This window comes from Idiomarina sp. (assembly GCF_019431395.1).
In the GTDB taxonomy this organism is placed as follows: Bacteria; Pseudomonadota; Gammaproteobacteria; order Enterobacterales; family Alteromonadaceae; genus Idiomarina.
The window spans coordinates 2,229,518-2,246,720 of record NZ_CP080268.1; the positions used below are offsets into that span (position 1 = coordinate 2,229,518).

General features: G+C 46.8%; 14 protein-coding genes. 5 read left to right on the forward strand and 9 right to left on the reverse strand.

Translation table 11 applies throughout. The features are described 5' to 3' along the window. Positions 1-3: 3 nt before the first annotated feature. Positions 4-1,518, reverse strand: a complete 1,515-nt coding sequence (locus tag KZ771_RS10770; RefSeq protein ID WP_290570283.1) for an FMN-binding glutamate synthase family protein — start codon at positions 1,516-1,518, stop codon at positions 4-6. Positions 1,519-1,707: 189 nt separating this feature from the next. Between KZ771_RS10770 and KZ771_RS10775 the strand changes: the two genes are divergently transcribed. Continuing rightward, positions 1,708-2,841 (forward strand): PQQ-dependent sugar dehydrogenase, encoded by a 1,134-nt coding sequence (locus KZ771_RS10775; protein WP_290653415.1) that lies wholly within the window; start codon positions 1,708-1,710, stop codon positions 2,839-2,841. 8 nt (positions 2,842-2,849) lie between these two features. Further along, complete coding sequence (locus tag KZ771_RS10780) at positions 2,850-4,898, forward strand: TonB-dependent receptor (protein ID WP_290653417.1); 2,049 nt, start codon at positions 2,850-2,852, stop codon at positions 4,896-4,898. A gap of 33 nt (positions 4,899-4,931) precedes the next feature. Here KZ771_RS10780 and KZ771_RS10785 read toward each other — a convergent pair whose 3' ends face one another. From KZ771_RS10785 to KZ771_RS10795, 3 genes are read right to left on the reverse strand one after another with little or no spacing between them, the layout of a single operon-like run. Next, positions 4,932-5,618 carry a type 1 glutamine amidotransferase domain-containing protein gene (locus tag KZ771_RS10785; protein ID WP_133540757.1) on the reverse strand — a complete coding sequence of 229 codons (687 nt, stop codon included), beginning with the start codon at positions 5,616-5,618 and terminating at the stop codon, positions 4,932-4,934. Between the two features lie 44 nt (positions 5,619-5,662). Continuing rightward, positions 5,663-6,991: a sigma-54 dependent transcriptional regulator gene (locus KZ771_RS10790; RefSeq protein ID WP_290570673.1), complete on the reverse strand. Its 1,329-nt coding sequence runs from the start codon at positions 6,989-6,991 to the stop codon at positions 5,663-5,665. Next, the gene (locus KZ771_RS10795; protein WP_290653419.1) at positions 6,978-8,450 is read right to left on the reverse strand and encodes an ATP-binding protein; all 1,473 of its coding nucleotides are present in this window, start codon (positions 8,448-8,450) and stop codon (positions 6,978-6,980) included. The genes KZ771_RS10790 and KZ771_RS10795 overlap by 14 nt, the downstream gene beginning before the upstream one ends. Before the next feature lie 172 nt (positions 8,451-8,622). Between KZ771_RS10795 and KZ771_RS10800 the strand changes: the two genes are divergently transcribed. Next, on the forward strand, positions 8,623-9,006 hold the full coding sequence (locus KZ771_RS10800) for a DUF4168 domain-containing protein (RefSeq protein ID WP_290653421.1): 384 nt from the start codon (positions 8,623-8,625) through the stop codon (positions 9,004-9,006). 115 nt (positions 9,007-9,121) lie between these two features. Continuing rightward, complete coding sequence (locus KZ771_RS10805) at positions 9,122-10,777, forward strand: acetolactate synthase large subunit (protein WP_290653423.1); 1,656 nt, start codon at positions 9,122-9,124, stop codon at positions 10,775-10,777. Here KZ771_RS10805 and KZ771_RS10810 read toward each other — a convergent pair. Next, entirely contained in the window at positions 10,767-11,354 is a 588-nt protein-coding gene (locus tag KZ771_RS10810) for a glutathione S-transferase family protein (protein ID WP_133540977.1), read from the reverse strand. The two genes, KZ771_RS10805 and KZ771_RS10810, sit on opposite strands and share 11 nt — an antisense overlap. Before the next feature lie 142 nt (positions 11,355-11,496). On the opposite strand from KZ771_RS10810, the gene KZ771_RS10815 reads away from it, so the two are divergent. Next, a complete protein-coding gene (locus KZ771_RS10815; protein WP_290653425.1) occupies positions 11,497-11,976 on the forward strand; it encodes a hypothetical protein in 480 nt (159 codons plus the stop codon). Between the two features lie 50 nt (positions 11,977-12,026). Here the strand turns inward: KZ771_RS10815 and glmS are convergent, their stop codons facing one another. The 4 genes from glmS to atpD all read right to left on the reverse strand — a co-directional run bounded on the left by glmS (position 12,027) and on the right by atpD (position 17,162). Further along, positions 12,027-13,859, reverse strand: coding sequence for a glutamine--fructose-6-phosphate transaminase (isomerizing) (gene glmS / locus KZ771_RS10820; protein WP_290653427.1), 1,833 nt, complete (start codon positions 13,857-13,859; stop codon positions 12,027-12,029). Positions 13,860-13,862: 3 nt separating this feature from the next. Next, the gene (gene glmU, locus KZ771_RS10825) at positions 13,863-15,230 is read right to left on the reverse strand and encodes a bifunctional UDP-N-acetylglucosamine diphosphorylase/glucosamine-1-phosphate N-acetyltransferase GlmU (RefSeq protein WP_290653429.1); all 1,368 of its coding nucleotides are present in this window, start codon (positions 15,228-15,230) and stop codon (positions 13,863-13,865) included. Between the two features lie 112 nt (positions 15,231-15,342). After that, positions 15,343-15,759 (reverse strand): F0F1 ATP synthase subunit epsilon, encoded by a 417-nt coding sequence (locus KZ771_RS10830; protein ID WP_133540672.1) that lies wholly within the window; start codon positions 15,757-15,759, stop codon positions 15,343-15,345. A gap of 17 nt (positions 15,760-15,776) precedes the next feature. Continuing rightward, positions 15,777-17,162 carry a F0F1 ATP synthase subunit beta gene (gene atpD / locus KZ771_RS10835; protein ID WP_290653432.1) on the reverse strand — a complete coding sequence of 462 codons (1,386 nt, stop codon included), beginning with the start codon at positions 17,160-17,162 and terminating at the stop codon, positions 15,777-15,779. Positions 17,163-17,203 lie beyond the last annotated feature (41 nt).

The following is a 17,203-nucleotide window of genomic DNA, read 5'->3' on the forward strand; positions in this document are numbered from 1 at the left end:
AGGTTAACGCCGACGCGCCGGCGGCAACGGGTAGCGGTCTGCCAGACTGATGCTTTCGCCGTCCGGTTTTATTACTCGCGCATGACGCCGGTTTAGCTGGCGCGGATCGGTCACACCGCACGAATGAGCAATAATGTTAACGCCGTACTCTAAATACTTATGGTAATTAGCTACTCGCTCGGCTTTATCCGTCGGATCAAGTCCTTTCTGGAGCTTCGGATTGTCGGTTGTAACTCCTGTGGGGCAGGTGTTTTTATTACATTGCATGGCCTGAATACAACCTAAAGAAAACATGAAACCTCGTGCCGAAACGACAAAGTCTGCACCCATTGCTATGGCCCAGGCTACATCAGCAGGCGAAATCATCTTGCCCGAGCAAATCACTTTAACACGATCTTTTAATCCCGCTTCCGTGAGTTTGTCTATCAGTATGGGCAGACTCTCCGAAAGCTTTAAACCAACGTAATCAATTAACGGTTGAGGTGCTGCACCGGTGCCACCATCAGCACTATCAAGCGTTATAAAGTCGGGAGCTGCTTGTTCACCACGATTTAGAATTGCGTCTGTTAGTTCATCAATCCAACTCGGGTCACCCATAACAAATTTAAAACCCGTCGGCTTACCCGTGACATCTCTAACCCGAGCGATAAAATCCAGTAACTCTTCGTTGTTGCTAATTTCGAGGTGGCGATTAGGGCTAATTGCGTCTTTACCCTCTTCGATACCACGAATTTGTGCTATTTCGGCATTAACTTTGAGGCCCGGTAAAATTCCGCCTTTGCCGGGTTTTGCACCCTGACTAAGTTTTATCTCAAACATTCGTACATTATCGTGCCGACCAAGTTCAGCAAGGCGTGACTCATCAAGTTTGCCGTCTTTCGTTCGTACGCCAAATTTTGCAGTACCCATCTGAAAAACAATGTCGCAATGGCCACTCAAATGATAGGGCGATAAGCCCCCCTCGCCGGTATTCAGCCAGCAACCTGCTTTAGCAGCACCATTAGAGAGCGCTTTTATGGCAACAGGTGATAAAGCCCCATAACTCATCCCGGAAATATGAAAATATGAACGGGGATAATAGGGCGTATTGCAATAGGGCCCGATTTCAACAGGTTCGGGTTTGACCGATTGTTCAGCTAGTGGCGGATAGGGCGCGTTGCTAAAAATAATCGTCCCGGTTCGGGTTAAGTCTCGTGTCGAACCGAACGCCACATTTCGATCAGCATTTTTTGCCGCGCGATAGACCCAACTGCGTTGAGCCCTGTTAAATGGCATTTCCTCGCGATCCATAGCAAAGAAATACTGCCGCATGAATTCGCCCATACGCTCAAATATATAGCGGAAACGCCCTACGACTGGATAGTTTCTGCGTATGGTGTGGCGAACCTGAATTTTATCCACCACATACATAACGCCAATGCTGACTAACGCGACAATGATTAGCAGTACAAACGCGGCTGCTAACCATTGCCCGAATATCAACAGCGAGTGGCTATTAAACCATGCTGATTCTGCCATTACTTAGCCGCTTGTTGCAGCTGAGCAGCGTTTTTACTTTGTTTTATTTTCATGATTTTGAGCTCCTTGCGTTAAGTAACACCTCTATTAATGCTGATAACAATAAACAGATCAAGTTAGCAGTCATCAAAATACCGATTTTTACCGTATACTAACTACAATTGATAAAGAAGAACGAGAGGAAAACTGATGAAAGCCAGTAAGATCGCCCTATTAACTGCGGTTGCGCTTGGATTCTCAGCATCTGCTTTAGCTGATGAATACAGCACCGAGCGTCACACCGTAGAAATGACTACCTTAACTGAAAACCTATCTCACCCATGGGGTATGACCTTTTTGCCCGATGGCAGCCTGCTCGTTACCGAACGTGACGGGATTTTAAACCATATCTCGGCTGACGGTTCTGAACGAAAAGAAATAAAAGGCACACCTGAGGTTGTTGCACGCAGCCAGGGTGGCTTGCTTGATGTTAATATCGATCCAAATTTTGAGGATAATGGTTGGGTTTATATTAGCTACTCTGAGCCTGACCCCGAAGGTGGTGACGGCAATAGCACTGCGGTGATGCGAGGCAAAATTGACGGCGGCCAATGGATTGACGGAGAAGTCGTATTCCGCCAGGCACCAAAATATGAAAGCGGCGCGCACTTTGGTTCTCGATTAATATTTTCACCTGAAGGACACCTATTTATCACCTTGGGCGACCGTTATTCACGAATGGAAGATGCCCAAACATTGGATAATCATCACGGCAAAATAGTGCGCATTTGGCCTGATGGTAGTATCCCTGAAGACAATCCATTTGTTAATGACGATAAGGCCCTGGATGAGATTTGGTCATACGGTCACCGCAACGTGCAGGGTGCCGATATTCATCCTGAAACCGGTGAACTATGGACTATCGAACATGGCCCTCAGGGTGGTGACGAAGTTAATATCCCGGAAGCGGGTAAGAACTATGGTTGGCCAACCGTTACTTATGGTGAAGATTACGGTGGTGGAGAAATCGGCATCGGCACTCATAAAGAGGGTATGGAGCAGCCGTTTTACTATTGGCTGCCATCAATTGCTACAGCCGGCTCCATATTTTATACCGGAGAACCCTTCAAGCATTGGCAGGGCGATCTGTTGGTCACAGCGCTACGCGGCCAAATGATATCGCGTCTGGATTTACAAAACGGTCGTATGATCCATGAAGAACGGCTGTTTGATGGTGACATTGATTTTCGTATCCGGGATATCGAACAAGGGCCTGATGGCATGCTTTATATCCTGACTGATGAAGACAATGGTCGTTTAGTAAAACTAACTCCTGCAGATTAAATTTTATTATGAAGTATTTTAAACCATTGGGGTTGCCGTTATTGGCAACCCCATTTTATTGCATACCCGTCAGTCATGCCCAAATGGCGTCGGCGACAGACAAAATCGATGAACGGGTCGTCGTGACTGCAACACAAACGCAGCAGTCCTGGTTAACAACGCCTGCCTCAGTTACTCGTGTTTCACGTGATCGCCAACTACCAACACTCAACATTGATGCAGGCGACTTACTTGAGGGAATTCCCGGCATACAGGCTGACAGCCGCTACAATTATGCGCAGGATACGCGCATCGTTATTCGTGGCTTTGGATCGCGCGCTGCATTCGGTGTTCGCGGTCTACAACTTAATATCGATGGTATTCCGTTATCAATGCCGGACGGACAAGCCCAGACTAGTAGTATTATGCTGGATGATGCGCACAGTGTTGAAGTGTTGCGTGGTCCTCTAGCCGTGTTATATGGCAATTCAGGCGGAGGCGTCGTTGAATGGCAAAGCCTGGCACCACAGCTATCTTCTATTAGTTTTGCAACACAGCAGTCAGCAGATAATCTACAGCGCTATACCGCTGATCTGCAGTACGTCGGGGACACACACCAGTTCAAGTTAATGGCTTCAGATTTTCAAACTGATGGTCCTCGTCCTCATAACAGTGCCGAACGTGAACAGCAGGCATTTCGTTGGTACATGGATATTTCCGATTCTCAGCGCCTTATCGTTCGCTACGATAATAATTACGCGCCTCTATTGCAGGATCCCAGCGCATTGACACCTTCCGCGTGGCGTGAAGATCCTGAGCAAACGGTGCAACGCGCTATCGATTTTAATACCCGAAAAAGTATTCATCATCGCCAGGGCTCATTAAGTTGGGAGCTTGAGCGCAATAATGCAACTTATCGTGTATCAGCATGGCAGGGTGATCGCGATATCGTCCAGTTTTTACCGTTCTCCGGCGCTGACGCAACGAGTTCAGGTGCTGTGATTGACCTGTCTCGCCAGTTTGAGGGGCTTCATGCTTTTGCTAACTGGTCACTAAACAACCATGTTGATGTTAGTGCCGGCTGGATAGACGAAAGACAGCAGGATCATCGCTTTGGTTTGGTCAACGATAGCGGAGAACGAGGAGATCTTAGACGTGATGAATTTAATCATATCGACAGCCGCAGTCTATATGGCCGCATAGCCTGGCAGTTGGCACCTAATTGGCAACTTGACGGTGGGTTGCGCTATAACGATATTGATTACCGCGTTACTGATAGCTACATTACCGCAGAAAACCCTGATGACAGCGGTAGCAGAACATTTGATGAACTCTCGAGTGCGGCGGCGCTAACGTGGCAGGCAACTGAAAAAGTCAGTGCCTATGTCAGTTATGGCGAAGGCTTTGAAACGCCCACGTTAACAGAGCTGGCTTATAGAAATGAAGGCTCAGGCCTTAATCGAAATCTAGCCCCTTCAACCAATAGTCAATATGAAGCAGGCTTAAAAGCGATATTAGCTGATGACTGGCGACTTGGCTTGTCATACTTTGACATTCAAAGCAACAACGAAATTCTTGTTGATCAGTCAAATGATGGCCGCACGACGTATCGAAATGCCGCACAAACATCACGCGATGGTTTTGAGCTATCGCTCGAAGGGGATATCACGGAGCGTCTTAATGCATGGGTGTCTTACACCGATATTAGCGCTGTGTTTGACTCGGGGTCGCTTCGTGGTAATACGCTTCCCGGCGTTGCGGAGCAACAGGCCTTTGCCCGTTTAAATTACGATTTAGCACAACAATGGCAGCTACAATTATCCGCGCGTTATAGAGGTAACACGTTCACCGCTGATGAAAATACCGTGTCAGCTCCCAGTTATACTGTTTTTGATGCCGCATTGCGCAAATCCTGGCAAATTGGAGAGCATCAACTAAAGGGCTGGCTTTTAGTCGATAACATAAGCGATAAAAGCTATGTGGGTGCCGTAGTGGTTAATCAGGGCAGTGGGCGAGCCTTTGAGCCAGCCGTAGGTCGGCAGCTTAGCGTCGGGTTAAAGTGGACCCGACGCTTTTAGATTTTGTCAGTTAAATAGATTTAAGAGCAATGGTTAAACCATTGCTCTTAATACATCCAGCAGTCGCTCTGCTGTCTGCTCTGACGACGCAGGATTTTGCCCGGTAATCAACATACCGTCCTGCACAGCGTAAGCCTGCCAATCATCAACTTTTCGATAATGGCCGCCTTTATTACCAAGTTCGTCCTCTAACAAGAAAGGAACAACGCTTGTTAAACCTACCGCTTCCTCTTCGCTGTTACTAAAACCTGTTACGGTACGGCCCTGAACAATTGGATCCCCTGATGGGGTTTTGGCATTAAGCAGTACCGCTGGCGCATGGCACACAGCAGAAACAGGTTTACCCTTACTCCAAAACTGTTCAATCAAATGAATCGACTGTTGATCGTTGGTTAAGTCCCACAACGGTCCGTGTCCGCCGGGATAAAAGATGGCATCAAAATCGTCTACCTGTACTTCGTCCAATTTGCACGTTGTCGCAAGTTTATGTTGCGCCTTATCGTCTTTATCAAAACGGTGAGTTGCTTCGGTTTGCGCATCTTCTCCCTGGCTGTTTGGATCAATTGGCGGCTGCCCGCCTTTAGGTGATGCCAGTGTGACTTCAGCGCCAGCATCAGTGAATACGTAATAAGGGGCGGCAAATTCCTCTATCCAAAAACCGGTTTTATTGTCGGTATCGCCGAGTTTATCGTGCGATGTAAGTACCATTAAAATTTTCACTACTGTCTCCTTTACTACCGCTCTGTGTCATCAAACTTACGAATTTAGTCCGCTTCCCGATCACCTGAATCTTCAAGCCAACGGTAGAGTGTCCGGCGGGTAACACCTAAAACTTCGGCAGCTTTTGATTTGTTTCCCTGCACATGCGCCAACACCTTTTTAATATAATCTTCCTGCATTTCGTTGAGGGTTGGCCATCGGCTCGCCGGAGTCACCGATTCAGCTTCATTTTCGGCTTCAAATTCAGTGATACGCTGCGGCAAATTCTCGGCATGGACTTCACCATCCTGACTAAACGCAACAGCTCGCTCTATCGCGTTTTGCAACTCCCGAACATTGCCGGGGAACGGGTATCGATAAAGTAGCTCAAGCGCATCGCTGTCAATATCATTAGCAAAATGCCTGACCAACCGTTCGATATCTTCACCACGCTCTCTCAATGCCGGAACTCGGATAGAAAATGTCTCTAACCGATAAAATAAGTCTTGTCTAAAACTACCATTTTCAACTTTTTTCTCTAAGTCCTGATGCGTGGCTGCAAGAATTCGTACGTTAACATGCTCCTCTTTGTCACTTCCTACCGCTCTGAGGGTTCCTTCCTGAAGGACACGAAGCAGTTTAGCCTGTAACGCCATTGGCATTTCACCAATTTCGTCTAACAACAACGTGCCACCGTCGGCCTGTTTCAATAAACCGTTACGCTTACCTTTTGCACCGGTAAACGAACCCGCTTCATGACCAAAAAACTCACTTTCCATCAGCTCAGCTGGAATTCCTGCACAATTTACTGCCTGAAAAGGTTTGTCCGATCTATCGCTTAGCTGATGAATAGCGTTCGCCACAAGCTCTTTACCCGTGCCGCTCTCGCCCAAAATAAGCACACTGCCGTCAACTTTAGCAATCTGCTCTATTTGACTGTAGAGTTTGCGCATGGCCGGACTCTGACCAATCATCCCGCCCGGACCCGTCTGTTCTGACTTAAATCGCTTGAGCTGTTGCTTTAAGTTTCGGTGTTCAAGAATGCGTTGCACGCTTAAAAGTAAATGCTCGACGTCCAAAGGCTTAGTTAAGAAGTCCGCCGCTCCATGCTTTAACGCGTCCACAGCTTGGTCCACCGTACCAAAGGCGGTAATCAGTAATACTGCCGGGGGCGTACTTTGCTGTTGAACCGTCTCTAGCAAAGATAAGCCTGACGCTCCGGGAAGGCGAATATCACTGACCACGACATCACAATCTAGACTCGCCAGCAGAAAATCCTCTACCGTACCAAAGTGGCTCACTTGATACCCTTCCGCCGCGAGCTCCTCGACTAACAATTCATTTAGCGCCGGATCGTCTTCAACTACCGCAACATGGGCCTTACCTCTGCTCATTTTTATTTCCCTCAGACTTAGGCAACAACAAACGCACACAACAACCACCCTGAGACGAGTTATCAAGCTTCATTGAACCACTATGGTCATTCATTACATGACTGACAATTGTAAGTCCTAAGCCCGTTCCCTTGCCTTGTGGCTTGGTACTTTTAAATGGTTGCGTAGCATCATTTTTTATTGACTCATCTATACCGGCTCCGTCATCCAGTATATTGATCTCCACCATCTCATTAACTTCTACAGTTACGCGGATTTCATTGATGGCGGCTTGCAATGCATTACGTAAGACGTTGACCAAAGCCAGTTCAAATCGTTTTATGTCGACTGCAACGTTCGCCTGTTCAGTGGAATCTATTACTATATTTATACCATCGCTATCGCGCTCGTAGCTCAAGGCTTTTATTGCTCGCTGTAGTATTTCATTTATTTCTACTGAAACCCTTTCTGATACCGGGGTTCTGGAGAACGCAAGCAGCTGATTAACCAGACCCGTTAGACGCTGAACTTGCCCTCTAACGGCTTCTAGTTGACGCCGGTCATCTTCATCAGGCATCCGCTTAAGTAGACGTTTTGCGCGAGCATCAATAACAGTTAAGGGTGCGCCAAGCTCGTGCGCAACGCCGCTGGCTACACTCCCTATTGCAGCCATTTTTTCCTGTTCCCGCAGCGCTTGTTGTAAACGTTCTTCCTCTTTACGTCGGCTTTCAAGCTCTTGTTCTGCCAGTGAAATGCTATCCAGCATACGATTCAAACCGATACCTATTTCAGCAATTTCACTGGGCCCATTGGGCGCAACTCGAATTGCTCTATCACCCTCCGCAACCTTTCGCATCGCATTTTTTAACTCAACGACATGGCGCCCAACACCTCTAAAGTGCCCAAATATTAATACCGCAAAAGTAATTGCCCCAAACGCAGCCCAACTGAGCCAGGCAACCTGACTCAGCTGCTCAAACCGGTCATCAAAATCACTGGCTTTTCGGTTAATTTGCAGCAAGCCTATGATGCGACCACCTCGATCAATAATTGGCATAAATTGGGAGAATACGTCTTTACCTTCGACCCGCCGGTAATCATCCTGAGTGACTCCCGTTTTAACCGTTTGTTGTGCCAAAAAACTGTTAGACAAATCTGTTTCGGTGATTCCAGCTTCAGCAACCTGCTGACCCTTTACGTTGTATACGGATGCACCATAGACGCGTCCGATAGAAAAAACAGAATCCAGATTGGCTTTAACCGTCCTGAGGTCGTTAGTTAATAGTGCATCACTTATCGGTAAACTAATTGCGCGCCCCAATAATTCCAGGTCAGCTTTTAATCGTTTTTCTTCCTGATCCGCAATTAACTGTAACCCAAAGCTAATTGCGAGACCTGAGATCACGACCATCGGCACAACAACATAAATAAGTAATCGCTTTTGCAGGCTAGACAGATTAAAACTGTATCTTTTTGTCATTAACAACTCCCAGAGTGTATCAAAACGATACACTTATTTAGTCGAGTAACCAAACATAATGCCTAGATATAATTAAAACTCTTATTTTTCAAAAGCTTAATAAGTTGGCATGGTCTTCGCTACAGTGTAGATGAGCAAAATTAATTCCAGAAAATAAATCTAGGAGCTTATTATGAAAAAGACACTATTAGCATTAGCAACCGTAATGATCTTTGGTTCAACAGCCGCTATCGCTCAGCAGCAGGGCCAAGCTCAGGGCCAGGCGCAACAACAAATGCAACAGCAAGTTGAAGTGACAGAAGGTATGCTGGTCAAGTTTGTTGCGGCAATGGAAGAAGTACAAGGCGTTACTCAAAAATACCGTGAAAAATTCCAGAATGCTGAAAACCAAGAGCAAGCACGCACAATTCAACAATCTGCACAGGAAGAAATGATTGCTGCTGTTGAAGATGCAGGCCTGACGCCGCAAGAATACAACTCTATCATTCAACAAGCTCAGAATGACGAAGAATTGCGCAACCGCCTTCAGGAAATGACAGGTGACGGCAACTCGTAACTAGTGCTTTGCGACAGAGAACAAAAGGCGGCTCTTAGCCGCCTTTTTTGATCATATAGCCTATGCTTTACGTACGCTGTTAATACATATCTTTTATACGCAAGGAGAAAGCGACGTGAAAGCATCGGATCTGATGGTAAAAGCGCTTGAAAATGAAGGCGTAGAATATATTTTTGGTATTCCCGGTGAGGAAAATCTCGACTTGCTCGAGTCACTATCAAAGTCGTCAATAAAACTTATTATAACCCGTCATGAACAAGCTGCCGGATTTATGGCTGCAACCTATGGTCGCTTAACCGGCAAACCTGGCGTTTGTCTATCAACGCTTGGGCCGGGCGCCACCAACCTTGTTACTCCGGTTGCTTACGCTCAACTCGGAGCTATGCCGATGGTTGTTATTACCGGTCAGAAGCCCATCAAAGAACGGCAGCAAGGACAGTTCCAAATTATTGACGTGGTCGACATGATGACCCCTATCACTAAATATACACAACCCATCATCAGCGCGAAGAGTATTCCTGCGCATGTTCGCGAAGCCTTTCGTCGAGCTGAAGAGGAACGTCCCGGAGCTTCACACCTGGAACTTTCCGACGATGTCGCTAGCGAAGATGTTGATTCATTTCCAATCGAGCCGAGCTACTCTCGCAGACCTATTGCTGAAGATAAGGCCGTTCGTCACGTTTTGTCTTTACTTAAAGAGTCAAAACATCCTTTGCTACTTATCGGCGCAGCCGCTAACCGAAAAATAACCGCTAAAATGCTACGCGCATTTGTCGACAAAACAGGAATCCCCTTTATCACCACACAAATGGGTAAGGGCGTGATTAACGAAGACCATCCAGGCTGGCTAGGTAATGCTGCTGTTTCGGATGGAGATTATCCTCACCGAGCAATAGAACAAGCCGACCTGATTCTTAATGTTGGCCATGACGTTGTTGAGAAACCACCCTTTATGATGCGTTCACAGGCCAATGACAAGCGCAAAGTGGTTCACATCAACTTCCAGAGCGCTCAAGTCGACTCTGTTTATTTCCCTCATGCCAGTATGATTGGTGATATCGGTAATAGTATTTGGCAATTAAAAGAAGGAATTGAGCCGCAGCCACATTGGAATTTTGACTTTATGTTGAAAGTGCGTGATCACATGCTAGACCACACCGACGAGGGGGCCAACGACGATAGATTCCCAATGTTACCCCAGCGTTTGGTCGAAGAGGTGCGAGAAGTTATGCCTGATGATGGCATCATAGCGCTAGACAACGGTATCTATAAAATCTGGTTTGCTCGCAATTATCCGGCTCGTCAGCCTAATACCGTTTTGCTCGACAACGCTCTTGCTTCAATGGGCGCAGGGTTACCATCAGCAATGGCAGCCAAACTCGTGTTTCCGGAAAAACAGGTTATATCCATCTGCGGCGATGGCGGATTTATGATGAACTCGCAAGAAATCGAAACTGCGGTTCGGTTAAAACAAGATCTTATTGTACTGCTACTGAACGATAGCGCTTACGGCATGATCAAGTGGAAACAACAACACATGGGACTCAGTGACTTTGGTCTGGATTTTAACAACCCCGACTTTATCAAGTACGCCGATGCCTACGGTGCTAAAGGCTACCGATTGTCGGCAACAGACGAATTACAACCGCTGATTAAGCAATGCATGGAGCAGGGCGGTGTGCACCTTATCGATGTGCCCGTCGACTACTCCATGAATAATCAATTATTAAACGAAGAAATCCCGGAAAAATCAGCCAAACTTATTCCGTAACAGACGGCCGTACCTCGGGGTGTGTGTCTGCGAATAGCGGGTAATCGTTGAGTTTATCAACGAATGCCTGCAATTGCGGATACTCACCCAGACTGATGCGGTTACGAAAGAGTCCCCAACTTAAAAAACAGCCCAATCGTAATTCTCCGTCACTAAACGGGTGCGGCCCTTCATAAGCCACCGCGTGTTTTTTACTCTCCATTAGCTGAAGAATTTCCTCAACCCGCGATTTTTGTCGCTGCATGTAGGTATTGTTATCAGGTGTAACACCTTGCTGTTCAAGTAGAAAAAGATTAATACCCGCATCAAGTGCAGTATTAACCAAACAATACTGATCATAATCTTTTACGTCTGGAAAATAGCGCTCTCCGGCTTTTTCCCGTACATATTTTAAAATACTACTTGAATCATGTAGTCGCGTTTCTTTGTGATGCAAAAAAGGCACTTTTTTGGCCGGATTTAATTTTGCACTCATTTCGTGATCAGTTTCCGTTAACGAAAACTCCGTCTTTGTTTCCGCCATAGCAATACGTATATGGCGCACAAATGGGGAGGTGTAACTACCAAAAAGTTCCATGCTATTTGCCTCATTGTTGAAAGCTCTGCCTACTTGATATTACAAAGATAACAAAAAAATCACAAAGTCACTTGGATTATCTTTTACATACACTAGTGTACCTTTATAACATCATGTTTTTTAATGCAAAGCAGAGGTAATTATGACGCGTTCAATGTTAATTACAGCCGTAATCGGAGCATCTATGTTAAGTGCTTGCACTAGCGTTCCTGTGACTACTTCACCTGATGATTCGCAGTGGCGCCTTAGAAATTTTCTCGATAACGGGTTAGCGCAAACCGTCCGTGTTTACAATTTTTGCTATAACGGCAAAGAAAGTGACTTTGTGGCAGCAAGAGACTTTGCCCCAGGTGAGCACACCGTGGTAACTAAAGTCACGCAGACATTCAACAATATCGAATCTAAGCCTAAAGAGGCCTATGCGACGCTAAAAGGTGATTTCGAAGCCGGCAATACCTATGTTTTCCAGAAAGACATTGAAGAAAACCAGGCCACACTCTGGATTGCTGACGTTGAAACAGGCAAGGCTGTTAGTGAGCAGGTGGAAGTTACTCTTGCTATTGGTGAAGTTGTAGATAATGAACAACGCCAGCGTCGCAGATGTATGGCAAGCACCTTGTAAGGTTTAAATACTTAGGTATAGAGAATAAAAAAGGGCCGCAAGGCCCCTTTTTATTCTACAGTGACTGACTTAGCCAGATTTCTGGGCTGGTCAACATCTGTGCCTTTAATAATGGCAACATAGTAAGACAATAACTGCAACGGAATGGTATAGACGATTGGTGCAACGATCTCGTCGCAATGGCATACATTAAGCACGTTTAGCGTGTCATCGCTCTTAAAGCGCGCATTTTTATCGGCAAAAACATACATCAAGCCGCCACGGGCACGAACTTCTTCGACGTTAGATTTTAGCTTTTCTAACAGCTCGTTATTAGGCGCTACTACAATCACCGGCATCTCTTCATCGATCAATGCCAACGGCCCGTGCTTTAACTCCCCGGCAGCATAGGCTTCGGCATGTATATAAGAAATTTCCTTAAGCTTCAGCGCTCCTTCCATGGCAATCGGGTACTGGTTACCGCGTCCAAGGAACAAACTATGGTTTTTATTGGCAAAATCAGGGGCCAACGCTTCTATTTCGTCCGCTAACGCAACGGCCTCCTCTAGTTTAGCGGGAAGTGCCTGTAACGCTTTTACGATAGCCGCTTGTTGCTGTTCAGCCATACCACGGTATTTACCCAAGGCGACGGTTAACATCAACAAACCTGTTAATTGAGTCGTAAACGCTTTTGTCGATGCAACGCCAATTTCTGCACCAGCCCGGGTCATAAAGGCAAGATCAGATTCACGTACCATCGACGACGTTGCGACGTTACAAATGGTCAAACTGCCGGTGTAACCCAGCTCTTTGGACAAACGCAGCGCGGCCAGGGTATCTGCGGTTTCGCCACTTTGCGAAATCGTCACTAACAGGCTGTTCGGGTGAACGTAGGATTTGCGATAGCGGAACTCAGAGGCTATTTCGACGCTACAAGAGACATTGGCCAACGCTTCTAACCAATAGCGCGCGACCATACCCGCGTGGTAACTGGTACCGCAGGCAATAATTTGCACATGCTCGACAGTTTTAAATAATTCGCTGGCGCCTTTACCAAAGGCATCATCAAGTACTGTTGAATCGGACAAGCGGCCTTCAAGCGCATTACGCACAGCAATAGGCTGTTCGTGTATTTCTTTCAACATGAAGTGACGATAATGTCCTTTTCCGCCGGCATCATAGGTACTATCAGACTCAACGACCTCACGCTCGACCGGCTGATCAGCCTCGTCAAAAACAGTCACACTGGTGCGAGTAATATCAGCGACATCACCTTCTTCTAAGTAAATAAACTTACGTGTTACCGGCAATAACGCCAGCTGATCTGACGCAACAAAGTTCTCACCAATACCCAGACCGATTACCAGCGGGCTACCAGAGCGGGCAACAACAAGACGCTCAGGATCTTTTGTATCCATCACGACGGTGCCATAAGCACCTTCCAGTTGACGTACGGCAGCTTTTACTGCCGCCAATAAATCCGGATTTTGTTTACGTTCGTGGTGAATTAAGTGAGCAATTACTTCGGTATCCGTCTGGCTATTAAAAACATAACCCAAACTTTGTAATTGCTCTCGGAGGCTTTCATGATTTTCTATAATACCGTTATGGACGACGGCTATTTCTCCCTCAGACAGATGAGGATGAGCGTTCGCCTCAGTAACGCCGCCATGTGTCGCCCAGCGGGTGTGTGCGATACCAATGGTTCCATCCAGTGGTTGCTGCTCCATAGCATCAGCGAGTTCCTGGACTTTACCGGTACGGCGGGTGCTTTGTAATTGATTATCCGCATCGATAACCGCAACACCGGCTGAATCATAACCACGGTACTCTAGCCGCTTAAGTCCTTCCAACAAGATACCACTTACGCGACGCTCTGAGGTCGCTCCTACAATACCGCACATAGATTAACTTCCTTTTTTCTGAGGGCGTTGCCAGCCACTGATGTTTCGTTGTTTGCCGCGTGCTACAGCAAGTTCTTCATTTGCTACTTCCCGGGTAATTACAGATCCTGCCCCCACTGTGGCCTGTTTTCCAATTTTTACCGGCGCAACTAATGAGCTGTTTGAACCGATAAATGCGCCATCGCCAATTTCTGTCGTTGATTTATTCACACCATCATAATTGCAAGTGATGGTTCCGGCGCCGATATTTGCGTATTCGCCTACCTGTGTGTCACCCAAATAAGTTAAATGACTGGCTTTAGAGCCTTTACCCAGACGGCTTTTTTTCATTTCGACAAAATTTCCAACCTGGGCTTCGTCAGCTAATTCGGCGCCCGGCCGTAAACGGGCAAAAGGACCAACCTTACAATTGGAAGCTACTTTAGCACCTTCAATATGACTATTAGCGCGGACAACGGTTCCATCACCTATCTCGGCATCTTTAATGACACAATTAGGTTCAACAACAACACCATTACCCAACCTAACTTCGCCCTCGAATACAGCGTTCACGTCGATAACCACGTCCGAGCCGACATTAAGTGAACCACGGCAATCAAAACGCGCAGGATCAATGAGGGTTGCGCCGGCCGCCATGACTTGCTCGGCTAAACGCCATTGGTAAGCTCGCTCTAACGTAGCCAACTGTTGACGATTATTGGCGCCTTCGACTTCGCCCGTATCATCCGGCTGCGCAGAGGCAATTTGGACGCCTTGTTCTGCTGCCATAGCAACAACATCTGTTAAATAATATTCTTTCTGTGCGTTGTCATTACTTAAATCCTGCAGCCACTGCTTCAATTTAGCACCATCGGCGGCCATGATGCCTGTATTAACTTCGTTAATGCGCAACTGGTCCAGTGTCGCATCTTTTTGTTCGACAATACCCTGAATGAGTTCATCTTCGTCACGAATGATGCGGCCGTAGCCCATAGGATTATTCAGGTACATCGTCAACAAACCTAACGCCTTGTCAGCTGACGCGTCGAGTAAACGTTGTGCAGTTTCTGCTGTCAATAAAGGCACATCCCCATAAAGCACTAAAACATTTTCATCGTCCTGAATAAATGGAATAACCTGTTGAACGGCGTGGCCTGTTCCAAGTTGTTCCGCTTGTTCAACCCAATTTAGATCGTCACCGACGATTTGGCTTTTTAACTGATCGCCTCCATGCCCATAAATCAAGTCGATGGCCGCTGGGTTTAGCGCTCTTGCGCAGTCGATAACGTGCTGCACCATGGGCTTTTTAGCAACCTGATGCAAGACTTTTGGCAGGTCCGAACGCATCCGTGTTCCTTTACCTGCAGCCAAAATAACGACGCGGAGTTTCATGGGGATATGTCCTTATTATCTAACTTCGTTAAATACGATTGATGTCTATAGTTTACAGACAAAAAAGGCCCTGTTGTAGACACAACAAGGCCTTTTAAACTTTATTACAAACTTAACGTCTAAGTTTGCGAATAACTTCAAGTTGAGCCATAGCCCGAGATAGTTCAGCAATAGCCTCTGCATAAGTAACGTCGTGACTTTGGTCGGCAATAGCTTCTTCAGCGCGCTTACGCGCTGCTTCTGCTGCCTGCTCGTCCAATTCGTCGCCGCGTACCGCAACATCCGCCAGAACGATAACCTCACCTGGCTGAACTTCTAATACACCACCGGCAACGTACATGAGCTCTTCATCACCCGCTTCACTAACAAAACGCACCATACCTGGCTTAATTTTTGTCAGCAGTGGCGCGTGACCCGGGTAAATACCCAGCTCACCTTCGCTACCAGAAACCTGAACTGTTTGTACTGCACCAGAGAATAATTTCTCTTCAGCACTGACAACGCTCAAGTTTAATGTTTGTGTTGCCATTCAAACCTCCCGGTCGGTTACAGGTTTTTGGCTTTTTCTACCGCTTCTTCGATGGTACCAACCATGTAGAAAGCTTGCTCTGGCATATCGTCATACTCGCCGTCCAAGATGCCTTTAAAGCCGGCAATGGTATCTTTCAACGATACATATTTACCTGGCGCACCAGTAAATACTTCAGCAACGAAGAATGGCTGCGACAAGAAGCGTTGAATCTTACGCGCACGAGATACTGACAACTTGTCTTCTTCAGACAGTTCGTCCATACCCAAAATCGCGATGATGTCTTTCAGTTCTTTATAACGCTGAAGTACTTCCTGAACACCCATTGCCGTATCGTAGTGCTCATCACCAATAACCTGTGGGTCCAACTGACGTGAGGTTGAATCCAACGGGTCAACCGCAGGGTAGATACCCAACGACGCGATGTCACGGTTCAATACAACAGTCGCATCCAAGTGAGCAAAGGTTGTCGCTGGAGATGGGTCAGTCAAGTCATCCGCAGGTACGTATACCGCTTGGATTGAAGTGATTGAACCAGTCTTCGTTGACGTAATACGTTCCTGAAGTACACCCATCTCTTCTGCAAGAGTAGGCTGATAACCAACCGCTGAAGGCATACGACCTAACAGTGCTGATACCTCAGTACCTGCCAGTGTGTAACGGTAGATGTTATCGACGAAGAATAGTACGTCGCGACCTTCGTCACGGAATTTCTCTGCGATAGTCAAACCAGTCAGAGCAACACGTAAACGGTTACCCGGTGGCTCGTTCATCTGACCATAAACCAGGGATACTTTATCCAGAACGTTTGAATCGTTCATCTCGTGATAGAAGTCGTTACCTTCACGAGTACGCTCACCAACACCCGCGAATACTGAGTAGCCGCTGTGCTCGATAGCGATGTTACGAATAAGCTCCATCATGTTAACGGTTTTACCAACACCAGCACCACCAAACAGACCAACTTTACCACCTTTAGCAAACGGGCAAATCAAGTCGATGACTTTGATACCGGTTTCTAATAGCTCGTTGGTGTTCGATTGTTCTTCATAGCTTGGCGCGGCACGGTGAATAGACATTTTCTCTTCTTCACCAATTGGGCCCGCTTCATCGATTGGATTACCCAACACATCCATAATACGGCCGAGGGTTTTCTTACCCACTGGCACCATAATTGGCTCACCTGAGTTTTTCGCGGTGATACCACGACGCAAACCGTCAGTTGTACCCATTGCGATGGCTCGGACAATTCCGCCGCCCAGCTGTTGCTGAACTTCCAGAACTAATCCTTCCAAACCACCTTCGGTCACTTTCAGTGCGTCGTATACTTTTGGTACAGCGTCTTGTGGAAATTCTAAATCCACAACGGCGCCGATAATTTGTACGACCTTACCTTGACTCATGACGTTTCCTCTAACTCTTCAATTCTGTTTACCGTTGCCGC

Coding starts and splice junctions, on each gene's coding strand:
- KZ771_RS10770 (WP_290570283.1), bottom strand. CDS start 1,518: ATGGCAGAATCAGCATGGTTTAATAGCCACTCGCTGTTGATATTCGGG.
- KZ771_RS10775 (WP_290653415.1), top strand. CDS start 1,708: ATGAAAGCCAGTAAGATCGCCCTATTAACTGCGGTTGCGCTTGGATTC.
- KZ771_RS10780 (WP_290653417.1), top strand. CDS start 2,850: ATGAAGTATTTTAAACCATTGGGGTTGCCGTTATTGGCAACCCCATTT.
- KZ771_RS10790 (WP_290570673.1), bottom strand. CDS start 6,991: ATGAGCAGAGGTAAGGCCCATGTTGCGGTAGTTGAAGACGATCCGGCG.
- KZ771_RS10795 (WP_290653419.1), bottom strand. CDS start 8,450: ATGACAAAAAGATACAGTTTTAATCTGTCTAGCCTGCAAAAGCGATTA.
- KZ771_RS10800 (WP_290653421.1), top strand. CDS start 8,623: ATGAAAAAGACACTATTAGCATTAGCAACCGTAATGATCTTTGGTTCA.
- KZ771_RS10810 (WP_133540977.1), bottom strand. CDS start 11,354: ATGGAACTTTTTGGTAGTTACACCTCCCCATTTGTGCGCCATATACGT.
- KZ771_RS10815 (WP_290653425.1), top strand. CDS start 11,497: ATGACGCGTTCAATGTTAATTACAGCCGTAATCGGAGCATCTATGTTA.
- glmS (WP_290653427.1), bottom strand. CDS start 13,859: ATGTGCGGTATTGTAGGAGCGACCTCAGAGCGTCGCGTAAGTGGTATC.
- glmU (WP_290653429.1), bottom strand. CDS start 15,230: ATGAAACTCCGCGTCGTTATTTTGGCTGCAGGTAAAGGAACACGGATG.
- KZ771_RS10830 (WP_133540672.1), bottom strand. CDS start 15,759: ATGGCAACACAAACATTAAACTTGAGCGTTGTCAGTGCTGAAGAGAAA.
- atpD (WP_290653432.1), bottom strand. CDS start 17,162: ATGAGTCAAGGTAAGGTCGTACAAATTATCGGCGCCGTTGTGGATTTA.